The sequence below is a fragment of the Paenarthrobacter sp. NPDC056912 genome (assembly GCF_042786555.1).
In the GTDB taxonomy this organism is placed as follows: domain Bacteria; phylum Actinomycetota; class Actinomycetes; order Actinomycetales; family Micrococcaceae; genus Arthrobacter.
In genome coordinates, this window is the sequence record NZ_JBHUCD010000005.1 from 228,856 (window position 1) to 245,224 (window position 16,369).

Here is a 16,369-nt window from a genome sequence, read left to right on the forward strand (position 1 = left end):
ATGCTCGACTGAGCGGTCATCGGGACATGTGCTGTTACCCAGTTGGGGGCGTTAACCAACGACGGCGGCACCCACGTCCCGTTGTTACGGAACCCGGGTGCCGCCGTCGGGCACTTAGCGGAACTGCTGTTACTTGTCGCCGCCCGGGAGCGGGCGGTTGGCGATCACCGGCGCGCTGCCGGTGTAACCATCGCGGGTGGCCGCCAGCTCATGGATCTGCTTGCGGCACAAGAACCAGCCCCAGACCATGAGTCCGCAGGCAACCGCGGTGACCAGCATGGTGAGCGGGGACTCGATGAACACCATGATCAGGACGCCCAAAAGGAAGACCAAGGATAGCCAGCCGGTGTAGGGCGCCCCGAACAACCGGAACGAAGGACGTTTCAGCCAGCCCCTGTCGGACCATCGCTTGAGCTGCATCTGACACAGGACGATGGTTGCCCACGTGACGATGATGCCCACGGAAGCTACGTTCAGAACGATCTCGAAGGCATCGGACGGAACCAGGTAGTTCAGGGGGACGCCCAGCAGGGACACGCCCGCAGTGATGGCGATGCCACCATAAGGGACGCCGGCCTTGTTCATGCGCTGGGCAAACTTCGGCGCGGAACCCGCCACGGACATGGAGCGGAGAATACGGCCCGTGGAGTAGAGGCCCGCGTTCAAGGACGAAAGCGCCGCGGTGAGGACCACGAGGTTCATGATCACATCAACGCCTTCGACGCCGATGGAGCCGAAGAAGGTCACGAACGGGCTGACACCCTTTTCGTAGGAGGTGTACGGGAGCAGCAAGGCCAAGAGGATGACCGAGCCAACGTAGAAGACGGCGATGCGGAAGACCACGGAGTTGATGGCCTTGGGCATGATCTTCTCCGGGTTGGCGGTTTCACCCGCAGCGGTTCCCACGAGCTCGATCGAGGCGTAAGCGAACAGCACACCCTGCATGAGGATGATCATGGGCAGGATGCCGTTCGGGAAGACGCCGCCATTGTCCGAGATGAGGCTGAAACCGACTTCCTGGCCATCCACCGGGGTACCGAAGATGACGAAGTAGGTGCCGACGAGGAGGAAGGCCACCAGGGCGGCCACCTTGATCAGCGCGAACCAGAACTCCATTTCGCCGAAGACCTTGACGGAGACCAGGTTGAGGCAGAGGACAACCACCAAGGCGATGAGGGCCCAGGCCCACTGCGGAACGGCGCCCATCCAGGCGATGTATTTGCCGAAAAAGTTCATGTAAAGAGCCACCGCGGTGATGTCCACGATGGTGGTAGTGGCCCAGTTGATCCAGTAGAACCAGCCAGAGACGAAGGCAGCCTTTTCGCCGTAGAACTCACGGGCGTAGGAGACGAACGATCCCGACGACGGGCGGTGCAGAACAAGTTCACCGAGGGCGCGGAGGATCAGGAAAGCGAAGAAGCCACAGACTGCGTAGGCGATAACGAGGGAGGGACCAGCCGCGTTGAGCCGGCCGCCGGCGCCCAGGAACAGGCCGGTGCCGATGGCGCCGCCGATTGCGATCATCTGGATCTGGCGGGGTTTGAGGTCCTTGTGGTAGCCGGCGTCCTCCTTGTGGAGGGCTTTCTCGCTGGCGTGCGATTGGGCCGGGACCGTGTGGTCCGTGATGGGATTGGTCATTGGAATCCTTAGGGGTGTCCTGTTGGTGTGTCCTGAGCGATCCCGGTCGGGTTCCGGGCTCGCCGAACAGCGCCTCGTGGGGTAATGCCTCATCGGGCGGGGGCGGCTGACTCAAGCCGCGGGCTTTGTGGCCAGTTTCGGCCTATTTGCTCAGATTCGCCAGACGTTCGGGGGAGAGCAGTTCTTCGAGCTGGGCTGCCGTCAGCAGGCCATGCTCCAGAACAAGTTCCGCCACGCCCTTGCCCGTTGCCAGCGCCTCCTGGGCGATAGCGGTGGCGGAGGCATAACCGATATGGGGGTTCAATGCCGTGACGAGACCGATCGACTGCTCCACGGTAAGCCGTAGCCGTTCGGTGTTTGCGGTGATGCCCCGGACGCAGCGTGCCGTAAGGGTGCGGCACGCTGCTTCCAGGTGGGAGATGCTCTTGTGCAGGCTGTGCACAATGATCGGTTCGAAAGCGTTCAGCTGAAGCTGGCCCGCCTCCGCGGCCATGGTGACGGTGACATCGTTTCCGATGACTTCGTACGCCACCTGGCTGACCACTTCCGGGATCACCGGGTTGATCTTTCCGGGCATGATCGACGATCCGGACTGAACTGCCGGAAGGTTGATCTCGCCCAGTCCCGCACGCGGTCCGGAGGACAGCAGGCGGAGGTCGTTGCAAATCTTGGAGAGCTTCACGGCAACGCGCTTGAGCACACCCGACAGGTGCACGAAAGCGCCGACATCCTGGGTGGCCTCAATGAGGTCTACGGCCGTGAGGAGTGGAAGGCCGGTGATGTCAGCCAAGTGTCGGCACGCAGCCTCGGCATATCCCGCCGGAGCGTTCAGTCCAGTGCCGATCGCCGTGGCACCCAGGTTGATCTCGTGGATCAGCATGTGGGACTCGTCCAGGCGTGCCCGGTCCTCGCCGATGGTGACGGCGTAGCCGCCGAACTCCTGGCCCAGCGTCATGGGAACAGCGTCCTGCAGCTGGGTGCGGCCCATCTTTACCACCGTGCGGAACTCGCGGCCCTTCTCGGCGAACGCCAGCTCGAGCTCTTCCAAGGCAAGGAGCAGTTCCTTCACCGAGAAGATCGTGGCGAGGTTAACCGCCGTCGGGTAGACGTCGTTGGTGGACTGGCTCAGGTTGACGTGGTCATTCGGGTGCAGCTTCGCGTAGTCGCCCTTGGGGTGGCCCAGGATTTCCAGTGCACGGTTGGCGATGACCTCGTTGGCGTTCATGTTGGAGCTGGTGCCCGCGCCGCCCTGGATCACGTCCACCATGAACTGGTCGAGCAGCATGCCGTCCATGATGTCCTGGCAGGCCTGCTCGATGGCTCCTGCTCGCTCGGCGTCCAGGAGCCCGAGTTCGTGGTTCGTGCGTGCGGCTGCTTGCTTGACGGCCGCGAGTCCCCTGACCAGGTGCCTGTTGGTGGAGAGAGGTTGCCCGGTGATGGGGAAGTTCTCCATTGCGCGGAGGGTGTGGACGCCCCAGTAGGCATCCGCGGGGACGTCGCGGTCGCCCAGGAGGTCGTGTTCGGAACGGAGGGGGATTGCCTGATCAACGGTGGTCATAGCTGTCCTTGGTTTAGTTCGTGGTGAAAAAAGGGGCCGCGCGGAGCACACCGACCGGAAGGCCGCCGCCCAGCACGGGCGGGCTCTGCAGCGTGTCCAGGCTGCCGCCGTCGACGCCCAACTGGCGCAGGACCTCAACCGTGACGGGCATGCGGCCGCGATCGCCGCCGTCGGAAATCTTCACTGCCAGCCCGGTGCCATCGGGGAGGCCGACCAACTGGAGGCCCTCAAAGCCATCTTTCGCGAGCAGGCCCGGAACGGCCCGCATCAGGGCGGTGACGTCGCGGCCTTCGCCGGCCACCATTTCCGGGAAGCGGCGCATGGCGTGGGCAACTTTGCCCTCGTTGGTGCCTTCGTCAGCGGCAGCGAGGCGGCCGTAGGCGCGCGCCATCCCGTGCAGGGAGTGCGCGAAAAGCGGCGTCCCGCAGCCGTCGGTGCTGACTGCCGCGGCTTCCTCGCCGGTCAGGTCCGTGATGGTGTCGCGGACCAGGACCTGCAGCGGGTGCTCGGGGTGCAAGTAGCCCTCCACAGGCCAGCCGTTGACGACGCAGACGGCGGTCATGGAGGCATGCTTGCCGGAACAGTTCTGCGCGATCTGAGTGGGGCCGTTGCCGGCACGGAGCCATTCTTCGCGTTCAGGGACGCCGTACGGGAGGTCCGTGCTGTTGCCGAGCGCAGCTTCGGTGAGTCCATGCTGCTTCAGTATTTCAGCCGCGCCGTCCCGGTGCCGTTTGCTGCCGGAGTGGCTGGCAGCGGTGAGGGCAAGGAGTTCTTGGGGGACATCCAGGCCAGCTTTGAGGAGCGCAACTGCCTGCAGGGGCTTCAGGCTTGAGCGCGGGTACATCGGGGCTTCCGGCTCGCCGGCCTGTATCGGGGTGGCGCCGTTGCTCCGCAGGGCGATCAACGATCCGTAGTGGATGCTTTCCACGAGGCCGTCGCGCGTCACCTCGACGAGGGGGACGTGGTGTGGCGTTCGTGTTGGGGTTTCGTGTGCCGGTGCTGCGGGGGCAGGCATGGTGTCCTTTGGGCGGGTCATTTGCTGAGGATCGTGTCCAAGGCAACGCTGACGGCCAGGAGGTGGTCGGCCATCGCTTTCCTTGCGGCGTCGGAATCGCCTGCTTCAATCGCTTCCAGGACGGCGACGTGTTCATCGTCCGAGCGGTGTTGCCGGTCGGCTACGAGGTTCAGGGTCTCGGATTGGTGGGCCAAGGCGTCGCGGATATCCGAGACAACGCTGGCGAACACGCGGTTTCCGCTGGCGCGGGCGACGGCGGAGTGGAAGCTGGCGTCGAGGTTCACCCAGGCTTCGGGATCGTTCTCGTCAAGCATTTCCTGGACGATTTCCTTGATGTGCTCAAGTTCTTCCTCCGTCCTTCTTTGGGCGGCGAGGCCGGCCGCCGGGATCTCGATGTGCGGACGTGCTTCGTTGAGATCCCGCGCACTGTACTGACCCAAGGTAAGGTCGTTAGCAACCTTGTTGGCCACAACGAACGTGCCCTTGCCGGTTTTGGTCATGGTGAGGCCCAGGGTGTTGCAAGACCTGAGCGCTTCCCTGATGACTGAGCGACTTACGCCGTATTGTGCCGCCAGTGTTGCCTCGGAGCTGAGCTTGGTGCCGATGTCGAATTGCCCGCCCTCAATGGCTCGCCGGAGGGCCGCAAAGACCGCCTCAGCTGCGGAAATGCGCGAAATGGGCGTAGGAGTAGCGGGATGCCCCTGAACTTCGGGCTGTCCGGCTGTCCGGCTGTCTGACAGGTTCACACCTTTGAATATGGCACGGGTCACAGGGGCATGTCAACGCTGAAAGGCTTGCTTCAGGGTTGGGGCCCGCCGAGGGTTCCAGCAGAATGGACCATGCTCTTCACCAAAAAGTCGCTCACCTTGGATGGGTTCACCGGATTCCGGCCGCTCGACGAACTCGACCCCATGCGGGTCCCCCAAGGGCCGGGCATCTTCACAATCCTTCGCCCCGCTGATTTCGAACCCGTATTCCTTACTAAGAGCGCCGCCGGCACGTTCAAGAAGAAGGACCCATCACTGAAGCGGGAAGCATTGGAGGCCGAATGGGTTGCCGACGCTTCAGTGTTGTATATCGGCAAAGCCAGCGCCGGCAGCCAGGGCAACCGCGGGCTCCGCAAGCAGCTCCAGGAGTTCATGGACTACGGCCGCGGACGCCCCACTGTCGTCTGGGACGCCCGGCTCATTTGGCAGCTCCGCGACGCCCTGGACTTGGTGGTCGCCTGGAAGGAACTCCCGGCGTTCGAGGTCAACGCGGCCGAAGCCGCCTACCACGCTGACTTCCTGGCGGCTTTCGGGCGGCTTCCGTTCGCGAACCTGGTTCAGGCCCGCACCAAGAAGTAGCGAGTGCACGACGGCGGCAGATGAGTTGCGTCGTCGGCCTGCCGTCCGCTTCCCATCCGGCGCATAATGGCGACCATGAGGACCGGACGAGACACTCAGGGACCCCGCATCACACTTGAAGTGCCGGTCATTGGCGTTGGCATGGGGACTTCCGAGTACGAGGGACTGAACCGCTATGTTGACTCTCTCCGCAAGCCGCAGGGTTTGCACATGACCCTGCTGCATATCGGCATCTTGGACCACCTCGGCCGCGACATCGAGGCCTGGACCAAAGGGAACACCCTTGCGGTCGAGGCACTGCCCGAGCTCGTTGCCTGGCTCACGGAACTGCCCGTGTTGGAAGGGTTCCTGGGGAAGTCCGACAGACTGATACCCCTTGGCGGCGGACGCATCAGCGGTCTGGAGGTCGATGTGCCGCAAGAAGTGCATGACTACCAAACCCTGCTGCTGCAGGGACTCCATGTCGTCCTGGACGGTTTGGGCCTGGATAATCTTGACGACTTCATCCTGAGCTCTCCCGCTCTGGGTTACAGGTCGCCACGGTGGGTGCCACACATCGCCGTCGGCAAAACCAGGACGCGGCACGAACCACCGATGGAAATAGCACCGGTGGCCATCGAGTTCGGGGACTCCCGAATCAGGAACCGGCAGACGCTTCCTACGTTGTGACGCCGCCACGGTAAATTGGACGTGACTCCCGTATCCCACCCGAGGACTTCCATGCAGCCCCGCACTTTGTTTCGAACCGTAGCCTTCGCCGAAGCCGTGACGTGGACCCTCCTGTTGATCGGGCTGTTCCTTAAGTACGTCACGCGCACCACCGACGTAGGTGTGAGTATCGCCGGCGGCATCCATGGCTTCGTGTTCCTCTGCTACGCCGCGACCGCCGCGTTCACGTGGATCAACCAGAAGTGGCCGGCACGCACGGGCCTGCTGGCCATTGCTTCTGCCGTGATTCCCTACGCCACCATCCCCATGGAGAAGTCGCTCGACCGTCGTGGACTCCTCGACGGCGGATGGCGCCTGGCCGCTGGAGGAGAGAAGCCGAAGGGTGGCTTTGAGAAAGCCCAGGCTTGGGTACTGCGGAACCCGATCCTGGCCGTCGTTGCCACCTTGGTGGCCGTAGGGGCGGTGTTCAGCTTCCTGCTCTTCATGGGCCCGCCGGATACCTGGTTCTCGTAGGTTCTATTGGGCATCCCGCCAGCGGTCGCTACCTTCGCTCAGGCGTAAGGATCGACGCCGGTCGGGGCCGCCGCTGGGAAGCATCCGTTCTTCGGAACTGGTGCTTTTCTTCTTAAAAGTGGTGCCGGTGGTTGTTGGTGGCCGTGATTCGTGGCCGGCTTGCTGTGCGGTCACGACCACCTTTGCGACCCGGAGCCCCCTGACACGCCGTTAGTGCGGTGTGTCGCGAGGGTGTTTCCGCTCAAAGTGGGTGGTGGCGGTACGTCGCGCAACTGGCTATTTGGGTTCTGTTCCCGGGCAGCCCCAGGAGTTGGGGTTTTGTTGGCAGGTGTCGGCGACGAGGGCTTTTTCTGTTGTCCAGACTCGGATGGTTTTGGGTGGGGTGGTGAGGTCCAGGGTTCCGTTGATGGGTAGGGGTGGGCCGTTGTTGACGGAGTAGGTGCCGGTGAAGGTGGTGGTGAGGGTGGCTTGGTAGTTGCCGGTTTGGGTGTAGTTGTGGCTGGTGCGGGTGTTGGTGGTGAGCCATTGGGTTTGGGGGATGGGGTACCCGGCGGCTGGTGTTGGTCCGAGGGTGGTGCCGTCTCCGAAGGTGTAGGTGTAGTTGGTGGGGGTGGCGGTGAGGTGGACTGCTTGGCCGAGGATGGTGATCTGGAAGGTTTGTTCGGTGGTGGTGGTGTAGAAGTTGGTGGGTCCGCCTTTGAGGGTGTGGGGGAAGGGTTGGGCTTGGAGGGTTCCTGGGTTGATGGGTTGTTGGCGGAAGTCGTTGAGGATCCGGGCGGCGATGGCGGGTAGGACGTTCTGGGGTTGGGGGTCGTAGAGGCAGGTGGGGCCTGTTATTCCTCGGTAGTCGGTCCAGTCCGGGTTGGTGATGGATTTTGGTGCTTGTTTCCAGATGACGGGGGTGCCATCGCCGCCGCCCGGTGTTTTGGGCGGGCACTGGAGGCCTTGGCAGCCCAAGCCCCCTCCGCCGGAACGACATAGGGTGTCCGGCTTGTACTGGTAAGGGTCCTCGATAGTTGCGTCCGATCCCATCGTGGTGGATGGCACGCCAGTGTCGGGATTGATGGTGAACTCGGCGCCGACCAGTATTGAGCGATCACTAAAGCCAGTTCCGGGGCTGGGCGTGGTGGCAGCCCAGCACGGTACGGAACTGAGCATTGATGAAACAAATAAAACGCCGAGTGCTGCAAGCCGTGCACGCTTGGCGCTCACCTAATGACGCCAAGATCAGTCGTGGACCAAGATCCATCAGAAAATACACCAAAGAAGGCCGCCGCGTCGTTTGTTGCAGCTGTCGGTTTGCGACCATTTGAGCCATCGGGGTTCATGTACAGGATCTCCTCCTGCAAAACCTGAACCTTGGCTGGCTGCGGCGTCGCGGAGGCTTGCCAGAGTACCTCGATGACGGGTGTCCGATACCGCCCGCCAACCAACCATCGGCCTTCTGTGTAGTTGGTGGCGACACCTGACAGGAGGTCTGTGCAAAGCGCGCAACTCCCACTGGACAAGGCTTTAACCCTCTCCGTTTCACCGGTTTCGTATGCGTAGCTCAGCAACTGAAACCAGTACCCAATAAACGCCTCCAGCCCCGCCTTCGAGTTCTCCTTGGCCAACTCGGGCATCACGGGCACCGGCACGTTCTGGGCCTTCCCCTTCGCGTCGGCCGGTTTGTACACGGCTGGTGCGCTGGCCGAAGCAACAGGTGACGAAGAGCTCGCGGTGGGTGACGCCGTCGTCGGGCTTGTTTCGGAAGGCATGGTGCCCGGAGAAGCGCCGCCCTGACAACTACTCAGAAGCACAGCGACGGCGACCAAAACGCCCACATATCGGGCGCGGGCGGACAGGAAAGAGGCAGACAAAAGGCGTGGCATGACAGGCTCCCCAGCAGCTGTTCGGTGATGTGCCGGTCAGTCTAGGCCGGGCCGGGGGGAGGTTTCATGTCAGAAAGCGGCGCCTGTGGATAACCGTCAAGTACGGCCAGGGATCCAGCTGATACGAGCTCGACTGAAACACGCCAAACACCTACCCGCGCAGTTTGTCCATGTCCCGGCGGTCCTTCTTGGTGGGTCGGCCGGCGCCGCGGTCACGCTGGGGTAGCCCTAGTTTGGGGGCGACGGGCCGCGGGGGAGTGTGGTCGGTGAAGCAGTGGGACGCGGCCTCTGCCCCGACCCGTTTCGCGATGAGTCGCCGGACTTCGAGGATCCGTTGCCAACCCGATTCCCGTACGCGGATGGTGTCGCCGATGATCACGCTCTGGGACGCCTTGACCGGGTTCCCGTTGATGCGGATATGCCCGGCGCGGCAGGCGGCGGTGGCTGCGGAGCGCGTTTTGTAGGCTCGGATCGCCCACAACCACGCGTCGACGCGGACGTTCGCTGGGGATGAAGACGGGATACTCATGATTGGAACGAGTCTAGCCGGGGTGTCGTAGCCTCGCGAGAACGCGGGAAGCTACCCAAAAACGCCGGAACGCTTCGGCGGTGTCACAGCGTTCCGGCGATCTCGGGCCGCGCCAGGAAAACTACCGTACCGTCACCTCAACCCGCTGCGCCATGTTGTTCCCTATGCCCTGGTAGTTCCACACCTGCTCACTGGGCTGCAGCGCGCCGGACGTGTCCATCGCCCGGCAGCGCAGCACGTGCTCGCCCGGACTGGCGACCCACACCATGGACCACGACCGCCAGGCAAAGTCCCCCAAAGGCGCGTCGAGGTGCGCCGGCATCCATTCGCCGTCGATCCCCACTTCCACCCGTTCCACGTCTCCGTGCCCTGACCACGCACGCCCGTGCAGCATCACGGGACCGGCATCCACCACGCGGCGCCGTGTGAAGAAATCGGGAATCCCGGGCGGCACCATCAGGGAACGCACCCGGATATGGGTCACCGGCAGCCCAGGCCCGTCAGGACCCTGGAGATAGTGGTAGGCGACTGCCTGCTGGAAGCCCATGAACGGCGAGGTGACGGCCTCGATTGACGTCAACCACTTCACGCTCGCCATGCCATACCAGCCTGGAACCAGAAGCCTCAAAGGGAACCCGTGCTGCAGCGGCAAGGGGTTCCCGTTCATCGCGTAGACCAACATGACCTCGGGATGCATCGCCTCCGCCACCGTCAGGCTGCGCGCATAGGGCTCCTCAACGCCGCCTTGGATTCCGCTGTCCGCACCGGTAAAGACAAGTTCGACGGCGTCACTCGCCAAACCCGCTTCCTCCAGCAGGGGTGCCAAAGGGGTCCCGGTCCACTCCGCAGTGCCCACGGCACCCAGGACCCACGGCTGGCTGAGGGGGCGAGGTTGGAGAAGGGAACGTCCGTTGCCGGCGCATTCGAGGGTGACGGGAAGGGTCACGGCTTCCCTGGCTTTGATGTCGTCGAGGCTCAGTTCAAGACTGCGACCGAAGGCCCCGCCCAACCGCAACCGCCACGTCTCAGCGGTCACGTGGGGTATGTCGAAGTGGACCAGCAAGTAATGCAGGCCTGCTGGCGTGATGTCGTCGTGCAGGGCCTCGAGCGGCATGGAATGGTTCCGGCCGGACAGCTGCAGCTCTTCGTGGGTCAGTGGACCTTTGGTCGGTTGACCGGCGATGGCGGTCTTCTCCGGGGCGTGCTTTACATGGTGTTTGGACATGGGTGGCGGCGTTCTACTGGACCTGACGCTGCGGGCGTGCCGCAGCACTTAGGACAAGGATCACGCGGGGGGCGAACCTGCGTCAATACCTCGTTGCGGGGCCCGCTCTGCGCGCTAAAACAGGCGCAAAGAACGCAGAGTAGGCCTCACAACGGAAGCCGGCTACCGGCGTCGTAATTCCGGGTACTCGAGGTGCGGTGCCACGGTGCCGGCGTCGCGCTCGAGGAAGTTGACTGCCGGGGCCACGATGTCGTCGATTTCGTCGAGGATGGCTTCGCTGAGGACCACGTCCGCGGCCTTCAGATAGTCAGTCAAGTGATCCTCTGTACGCGGACCGATCACCACGCTGGTCACTGCCGGGTGGTTCAGCGCGAAGCCCACAGCCAACTGGAGCAAGGTCAGGCCGTGGCGTGCAGCCAGCTGGGCCAATGCGTCCGCGGCGTGCAGCTTGCCCTGGTTAAAAGGTGCATTGATGTCGAAGCGGCCGGGGACAGCGGCGGACCGTGAGCTCTCCGGCTGACCGCCGCCCACCCGGTAGCCACCGGCCAGCCAGCCGCCGTCGAGCGGTCCGTAACTCAAGACGCCGACGCCGTACTGCTGGGTGATGGGGAATACGTCGCGTTCGTTTGCACGCACCAAGAGCGAATAGGGGACCTGGTCCACCACCGGCGGGGTCAGGTGGTTGGTGTTGGCAATCCACTGTGCCTCGACCAGCTGCGCCGGGCTGAAGACGGACGTGCCGTAGTAGAGGATTTTGCCTTGGCGGATGAGGTCGTTCAACGCCGTGATGGTCTCAAGGAGATCAGTGTTGTAGTCCGGACGGTGCGCCTGGTAGAGGTCGATCCTGTCAGTATTCAGTCGCCGCAGGCTGTCCTCAACAGCCCGGACAATCCATCGGCGTGAGTTGCCTGCGTGGGCAGGGTTGGAACCCATCTGGCCGTGGAATTTCGTGGCGAGGAAGACGTCGTCTCGCCTGCTGTGGATCGCCTGGCCCACCACGGTCTCAGCTTCGCCCTGGGAATAGATGTCCGCGGTGTCCACACTCGTGATGCCGGCGTCGAGGGCAGCCTTGATGATGCGTATGCTCTCGGCCGGCCCTGTGGGCGCAGTGCCGGTGCCGAAGTTGAGTGTGCCCAGCGTGAGGGGGCTGATCAGGGCGCCAGTGCGTCCAAGCGTTCGTAGCTCGTTGAGGCTCATGTCGGCTTCCTGTGGTGGGACTTTGCGGGTGGGGCTGCCCTGGCCTGAGTCAACGGCCATGGACGGGATGTTCAATCGAGGCTACACACGGCCGCCGGAGCCATAAACGCAAATGGTAGAACTTCTTCGTTTTTCGTCTTGCGAGGTAATGGAGGAGGCCTTAGTTCGCGACATTTCTTGACATGCGGAAACACAAATGTCTTCCGGATCAACAAATATTGAGGTTCGTCCAGGCAGGTGAATTATGGGAGGGGAGTACAAACGACGCACGAAGGGGACAGCAGGATGACACAGACCACAGTGGAAGAAACGGCGGCCATCAAGGCAGCATTTGCGCAGTTCCCGTCCGGAGTTGCTGCATTCAGCGCCATGGTGGATTTCACGCCGGAAGCTTTGGTGGCGTCATCCTTCACGGTAGGGGTTTCATTGGAGCCGCCGCTGGTGATGTTCGCCGTGCAGAACTCCTCCACAACGTGGCCCAAACTCCGCCAGGCACAACGGCTGGGTGTATCGGTGCTCGCCGAGGGACAGGAAGCGGCCGCACTGCAGCTTGCGTCCAAGACCCGCGATCGTTTCGCCGGGCTGGATACCAGCGTCAGCGACTCCGGAGCTGTGTTGATCGACGGTGCCGTGTTGGGGTTTGAATGCGAGGTCGTTTCGGAGACGCCGGCAGGGGACCACGCAATCGTTGTACTGGAAGTCAAAGCGACCACCATCAACCTCGAATCCAAGCCCCTGATCTACCACGGCGCGGCGTTCCGGCAACTGGCCGCCTAGCTGCCCCTCAGGGGGGGGGCGGCCAGTTGGCCAACGGCGGGCCGGGGGTACTCGGAGTGACGGTGTTCGTGCCCGCACTTCTCCTCTTGCTCGTGGCATTGGCCTCGGCCGGACTCGCTCGCTCAAGGCACCATCCGCCGGCTACCTGCCTAGGAGTTGCGGCTGGCTCCGCTGAGCGAACCTTTTCGGATCGGGCTCGGAGCTTTCCCGTTCTTGGAATTGTTCGGGCCCGGTTTCTTTGCGCCGTTCCCCGATGCCTGTCCGCCGTTGTCCGGTGACTTGCCGGGAACATCCGGGGCGGTGGGGCCAGGGCCCTCGTCGCTGGTGGTCGGCGTGGGCTCGCCCACCTCGCGGACGGTCACCTTGATGGCGGGAGGCGGCTCGGCTTTGGCACGGGCGGCTGCGCGCTGGTCCGCTTCGGCCACGGCGTCGGCCCAGTCCTTTGCGAGGACGGGCGGCTCTTTGGTGGCTGCCACGACTATCGGGTGATGTGCGGTCTGGGTTTCGACCACGGACTTGACCTGGGCCGGTTTGGGCAGGTTCCGGGGGTCCACTTTGGCTTTCCACGCACCGCCCTTGACGGCCGCGGACGCACCGAGGAGCCGGCGTCGGGCATCTCCAAGGAGGTCGCGCTTGGGCGCGGGAGCAGCGGAAGCCGGCGCGGGTGCAGCGGAGGCCACAACGGCGGAGGCCGCAGCGGCGGCCACAACAGCTGGCCGTGTGCCCGTGGTGGTGAGGTCGTCCAGCGGTGACTGCACCGGAGGCGCAGAATCAACGACGCCGGCGCTCACCGGGACGGGGACGCGAGCCGGGCGCGGGGGCAGATGAACGATGGGCGTGGTGTCTTTCTTGGGGAAAATCCCCACCAATGCCAGAAGGACAATGGACACCAGGCGCCCCACTCCGGCAACCACCAGAGTGATGATGATGATCAACCCGAGACCCAAGAACATGAGGGCGGCTAGCCCCAGTGTGCCCAAGTACGTCAGGTTGATGGCGAGTGTTGTCGGATCCTCCACGTAGCCTCCCCTGGCCGTCGTTTTGTGATGCGCGCATTGCCCACCCAGCTTGCTTATCTAGCCTAAGGTCCAACACCGACGGAATCACGCGCCACCCCACACACGGGCAGGGTTGTTTCAAAGCTGTTATCTCGCGTGGGAAAATATGTTGCCCAGCTCTCATTTACAGCCTCAGATTGGGACCTCGTGACCCCTGACCATGCCCGACTCCGCAACGGTGCGTGCCCGTGCCTCTCCGGCGAACAGTACTCCGATTGCTGCGGCCGCTTCCATCGCGGCGACGCGGATGCCCCCACGGCCGAGCAGCTCATGCGTTCCCGGTATTCGGCGTTCGTGGTCCTTGAACCCGAGTACCTGCTCCGCACGTGGCATCCCTCTACCCGCCCGGCGTCCATGGACCTGGACCCGGACATGCAGTGGCGTCGCCTCGACATCCTTTCAACAAGCAACGGTGGCCCCTTGGACCTTGACGGCACCGTGGAGTTCGCGGCCTACTACAGGTCCGACGGCGAACGCGGAGTTCAGCGCGAACTCTCCCGTTTCGTGCGGGAAGCCAAGCGTTGGTTCTACGTTGACGGGGACGTCGGCTAGCGCGTTACCGGTAGTTGCGGTGCAGGTTCTCCTTGGTGGAGGCGCCCGGTGAGGCGTCGGCGATCCACGGCCCTGTTCCCTCGGACTGGTCCAGGACGCCGGCCTCCAACCAGGCGTAGTCTCCGGCGAGGACTTTGCGCGAGAGGGCGTGGTCGCCGTCGTCAGTGTTCCTCCACAGTTGGTCGAAGTACTCGTCAACCCGCACTCGCGCCTGCTCGCAGAACGCCTCGGCCAGCTCGAATGCGGCCGCGCCCTGTTCGGGATGGGTGCGGAGGAGCATTTCTGCCCGGGAGCAGCACGCGGCCATGGCGAACAGTTCGGCCCCGATATCCACGATCCTGCCAAGGAACGCCTGCTTGTGCTCCAGCTTGGCCTGCCACCGGCCCATGCCGTAGAAGGTCTGCCGGGCCAGGCGCCGCGAGGACCTCTCAACGAACCGCAGTTGCTTGCCCAGCCGTCCGAACTCAGCGTAGGAGCGTGGGTCCATGCCGGCTCCGGCAACCAGCTTGGGCAGCCAGCGGGCGTAGAAACCGGAGGCCCCGACGGCCGCCCTCGCCTTGTCTTGCAGGCTCGCGTCCGCTGAGGCGAGGTCGCCCGCCGCGGCGAGGTGGGCATCCACGGCTTCGCGGGCGATGAGCAGTTTCATGATTTCGCTGGAACCCTCGAAAATCCGGTTGATGCGGAGGTCACGGAGGAGTTGCTCGGCCGGCACGGCGCGCTCGCCCCGGGCTTCGAGCGACTCAGCGGTTTCAAAGCCCCGGCCGCCGCGGATCTGCACGAGTTCGTCGGCGATCCGGCAGCTCAGTTCCGTGGACCAGAGCTTGGCAAGTGCGGCTTCGATCCGGATGTCCTTCAGGCCGGCGTCGGCCATCTCCGCGGACAGTTCGAACACTGCCTCCAACGCAAAAGTGGTTGCGGCGATGAACGCGATCTTCTTGCCCACGGCCTCGTGCTTTCCCACCGGGCGTCCCCACTGTGTCCGCGCGTTGGACCATTCCCGGGAGATCTTCAGGCTCCACTTTCCGGCGGCCACGCACAAGCCGGGGATGGAAAGCCTCCCTGTGTTGAGCGTGGTGAGCGCGATCTTCAGTCCTTGGCCTTCGCGGCCGAGCCGGTTGGCGGCAGGCACGCGGACGTGGTGGAACCGGGTCACGCCATTCTCGATCCCGCGCAGGCCCATGAACGCGTTGCGGTTCTCTACTGTGATGCCGGGGGAGTCCATCTCCACGACGAACGCCGAGATGCCACCCTTGTGTTCGGTGCCGTCAGCGTCGGTGCGGGAAGGAACCCTGGCCATGACCACCACGAGTTCGGCGATCACACCGTTGGTGGTCCAAAGCTTCACGCCGTCCAAAAGGTAAGAACCGCCGTCGTCGGAAAGGACGGCAGTGGCGCCCATGCGCGCGGGGTCGCTGCCGACGTCGGGCTCTGTGAGCAGGAACGCGGTGATGGCGCCGGCGGCGCAGCGCGGCAGGTATTCCTGCTTTTGTTCCGGGGTGCCGAATTCCTTGACGGGCTCGGGAACGCCGATGGATTGATGGGCGGAGATCAGCGCCCCGAGGCTCGGGTGGACGGATCCCAGCAGGGCAAGTGCGCGGCCGTAATAGACCAAGGACAATCCCAAACCGCCGTATTCGCGGGGGATTTTCATGCCGAAAACGCCAAGGTCGGAGAGTCCTTTGAGGTACTCGTCCGGGATCTTGGCGTCGTGCTCGATCACGCGGCCGGACATGGTCTTGGCAAAGGCAAGCAAGCTGGCCATGAACTCTTCGCCACGCTCCACATCCTCCGCTTTGGCTTGTGGCCACGGGTGGATGAGGCTGAGGTCGAAGCTGCCCAGGTACAGGCCCTTGGCGAAGCTGGGCCGCTTCCATTCGGTTTCGCGGGCAGCCTCTGCGACGGCGCGGGCTTCTTCTGCGGTGGCGTTGACGCTTGCGGCGGTGAGGCTGCTGTCAGTGGCGGACGTCATGGGATAACTCCTCTAGCCGGTTGTGCCGGATGGAGCCAGGGTCCGCCTTGGGTGGGAACCCTTCAGCTGTCCCTCAATGCTACCCGCGAGTAGCTACCCGTACTAGGGGAAATCTGGGGCTGGAATTCGGCCGGAATTTCCACTTGTCCAGCGTGGTGAACCAGGCGGTCCCACGCAAAGTTAATGCCGTGGACAAGGCCGCCGAGCACACCCTTGACGGTGTACCAGACCATGCCCATGGCTCCAATAAGGACGATTGTTGCCATTGCTGCTGCTGCGATGAAAGCCACCAAAATTGCAGCGAAGACCAGCGTTCCAATAACTACGTAAGTGCCTGTTTCCAGCGCAGTGAAATCGAAATCCATGGTTCCCCCCGGAGCGACGGTGCGTGGGTCGGCGCGGCGTGGCTGCGTCGATGATCTGACATTAGGGGTGGGGGTGCTTTCCGGCCA

The 16,369-nt window shown here is 63.6% G+C and carries 18 protein-coding genes; 6 read left to right on the top strand and 12 right to left on the bottom strand.

All coding sequences use genetic code 11. From position 1 onward, the window contains the following. Window positions 1–129: 129 nt before the first annotated feature. From ACFRJ9_RS07895 to ACFRJ9_RS07910, 4 genes are all read right to left on the bottom strand, one after another. The gene (locus ACFRJ9_RS07895; protein WP_377666180.1) at window positions 130–1,638 is read right to left on the bottom strand and encodes an amino acid permease; all 1,509 of its coding nucleotides are present in this window, start codon (window positions 1,636–1,638) and stop codon (window positions 130–132) included. A 142-nt stretch (window positions 1,639–1,780) separates the two neighbouring features. Continuing rightward, window positions 1,781–3,196: an aspartate ammonia-lyase gene (locus ACFRJ9_RS07900; RefSeq protein ID WP_377666182.1), complete on the bottom strand. Its 1,416-nt coding sequence runs from the start codon at window positions 3,194–3,196 to the stop codon at window positions 1,781–1,783. 13 nt (window positions 3,197–3,209) lie between these two features. Next, on the bottom strand, window positions 3,210–4,211 hold the full coding sequence (locus ACFRJ9_RS07905) for an asparaginase (protein ID WP_377666254.1): 1,002 nt from the start codon (window positions 4,209–4,211) through the stop codon (window positions 3,210–3,212). A 17-nt stretch (window positions 4,212–4,228) separates the two neighbouring features. After that, window positions 4,229–4,957, bottom strand: a complete 729-nt coding sequence (locus ACFRJ9_RS07910) for a FadR/GntR family transcriptional regulator (RefSeq protein ID WP_377666184.1) — start codon at window positions 4,955–4,957, stop codon at window positions 4,229–4,231. 93 nt (window positions 4,958–5,050) lie between these two features. Here ACFRJ9_RS07910 and ACFRJ9_RS07915 point away from each other — a divergent pair, with 93 nt between their 5' ends. From ACFRJ9_RS07915 to ACFRJ9_RS07925, 3 genes are all read left to right on the top strand, one after another. Next, complete coding sequence (locus ACFRJ9_RS07915; RefSeq protein ID WP_377666186.1) at window positions 5,051–5,557, top strand: hypothetical protein; 507 nt, start codon at window positions 5,051–5,053, stop codon at window positions 5,555–5,557. 75 nt (window positions 5,558–5,632) lie between these two features. Then, complete coding sequence (locus ACFRJ9_RS07920; RefSeq protein ID WP_377666188.1) at window positions 5,633–6,226, top strand: hypothetical protein; 594 nt, start codon at window positions 5,633–5,635, stop codon at window positions 6,224–6,226. A gap of 51 nt (window positions 6,227–6,277) precedes the next feature. Beyond that, window positions 6,278–6,739 (top strand): DUF3817 domain-containing protein, encoded by a 462-nt coding sequence (locus tag ACFRJ9_RS07925; protein ID WP_377666190.1) that lies wholly within the window; start codon window positions 6,278–6,280, stop codon window positions 6,737–6,739. A 276-nt stretch (window positions 6,740–7,015) separates the two neighbouring features. Here the strand turns inward: ACFRJ9_RS07925 and ACFRJ9_RS07930 are convergent, their stop codons facing one another. Both ACFRJ9_RS07930 and ACFRJ9_RS07935 read right to left on the bottom strand, forming a co-directional pair. Then, window positions 7,016–7,897: a hypothetical protein gene (locus ACFRJ9_RS07930; RefSeq protein WP_377666192.1), complete on the bottom strand. Its 882-nt coding sequence runs from the start codon at window positions 7,895–7,897 to the stop codon at window positions 7,016–7,018. A 50-nt stretch (window positions 7,898–7,947) separates the two neighbouring features. Continuing rightward, on the bottom strand, window positions 7,948–8,361 hold the full coding sequence (locus ACFRJ9_RS07935) for a DUF6318 family protein (protein WP_377666194.1): 414 nt from the start codon (window positions 8,359–8,361) through the stop codon (window positions 7,948–7,950). On the opposite strand from ACFRJ9_RS07935, the gene ACFRJ9_RS07940 reads away from it, so the two are divergent. Further along, window positions 8,345–8,521: a hypothetical protein gene (locus tag ACFRJ9_RS07940; protein WP_377666196.1), complete on the top strand. Its 177-nt coding sequence runs from the start codon at window positions 8,345–8,347 to the stop codon at window positions 8,519–8,521. The genes ACFRJ9_RS07935 and ACFRJ9_RS07940 overlap by 17 nt on opposite strands. A 240-nt stretch (window positions 8,522–8,761) precedes the next feature. On the opposite strand, the gene ACFRJ9_RS07945 is transcribed toward ACFRJ9_RS07940, so the two are convergent. The 3 genes from ACFRJ9_RS07945 to ACFRJ9_RS07955 all read right to left on the bottom strand — a co-directional run bounded on the left by ACFRJ9_RS07945 (window position 8,762) and on the right by ACFRJ9_RS07955 (window position 11,561). Further along, window positions 8,762–9,139, bottom strand: coding sequence for an RNA-binding S4 domain-containing protein (locus tag ACFRJ9_RS07945; protein ID WP_377666198.1), 378 nt, complete (start codon window positions 9,137–9,139; stop codon window positions 8,762–8,764). Between the two features lie 121 nt (window positions 9,140–9,260). Further along, window positions 9,261–10,364 (bottom strand): sulfite oxidase, encoded by a 1,104-nt coding sequence (locus ACFRJ9_RS07950; RefSeq protein WP_377666200.1) that lies wholly within the window; start codon window positions 10,362–10,364, stop codon window positions 9,261–9,263. Between the two features lie 162 nt (window positions 10,365–10,526). Beyond that, on the bottom strand, window positions 10,527–11,561 hold the full coding sequence (locus tag ACFRJ9_RS07955) for an aldo/keto reductase (protein WP_377666256.1): 1,035 nt from the start codon (window positions 11,559–11,561) through the stop codon (window positions 10,527–10,529). Between the two features lie 285 nt (window positions 11,562–11,846). Here ACFRJ9_RS07955 and ACFRJ9_RS07960 point away from each other — a divergent pair, with 285 nt between their 5' ends. Further along, on the top strand, window positions 11,847–12,338 hold the full coding sequence (locus ACFRJ9_RS07960; RefSeq protein WP_159732719.1) for a flavin reductase family protein: 492 nt from the start codon (window positions 11,847–11,849) through the stop codon (window positions 12,336–12,338). 149 nt (window positions 12,339–12,487) lie between these two features. Here the strand turns inward: ACFRJ9_RS07960 and ACFRJ9_RS07965 are convergent, their stop codons facing one another. After that, a complete protein-coding gene (locus ACFRJ9_RS07965; protein ID WP_377666202.1) occupies window positions 12,488–13,357 on the bottom strand; it encodes a hypothetical protein in 870 nt (289 codons plus the stop codon). A 186-nt stretch (window positions 13,358–13,543) separates the two neighbouring features. Here ACFRJ9_RS07965 and ACFRJ9_RS07970 point away from each other — a divergent pair, with 186 nt between their 5' ends. Beyond that, window positions 13,544–13,948 carry a YchJ family protein gene (locus ACFRJ9_RS07970; protein WP_377666204.1) on the top strand — a complete coding sequence of 135 codons (405 nt, stop codon included), beginning with the start codon at window positions 13,544–13,546 and terminating at the stop codon, window positions 13,946–13,948. A 4-nt stretch (window positions 13,949–13,952) separates the two neighbouring features. Here the strand turns inward: ACFRJ9_RS07970 and ACFRJ9_RS07975 are convergent, their stop codons facing one another. Together ACFRJ9_RS07975 and ACFRJ9_RS07980 are read right to left on the bottom strand one after the other, a co-directional pair. After that, entirely contained in the window at window positions 13,953–15,917 is a 1,965-nt protein-coding gene (locus ACFRJ9_RS07975) for an acyl-CoA dehydrogenase family protein (RefSeq protein WP_377666206.1), read from the bottom strand. 62 nt (window positions 15,918–15,979) lie between these two features. After that, window positions 15,980–16,282, bottom strand: coding sequence for a hypothetical protein (locus tag ACFRJ9_RS07980; protein ID WP_377666208.1), 303 nt, complete (start codon window positions 16,280–16,282; stop codon window positions 15,980–15,982). Window positions 16,283–16,369 lie beyond the last annotated feature (87 nt).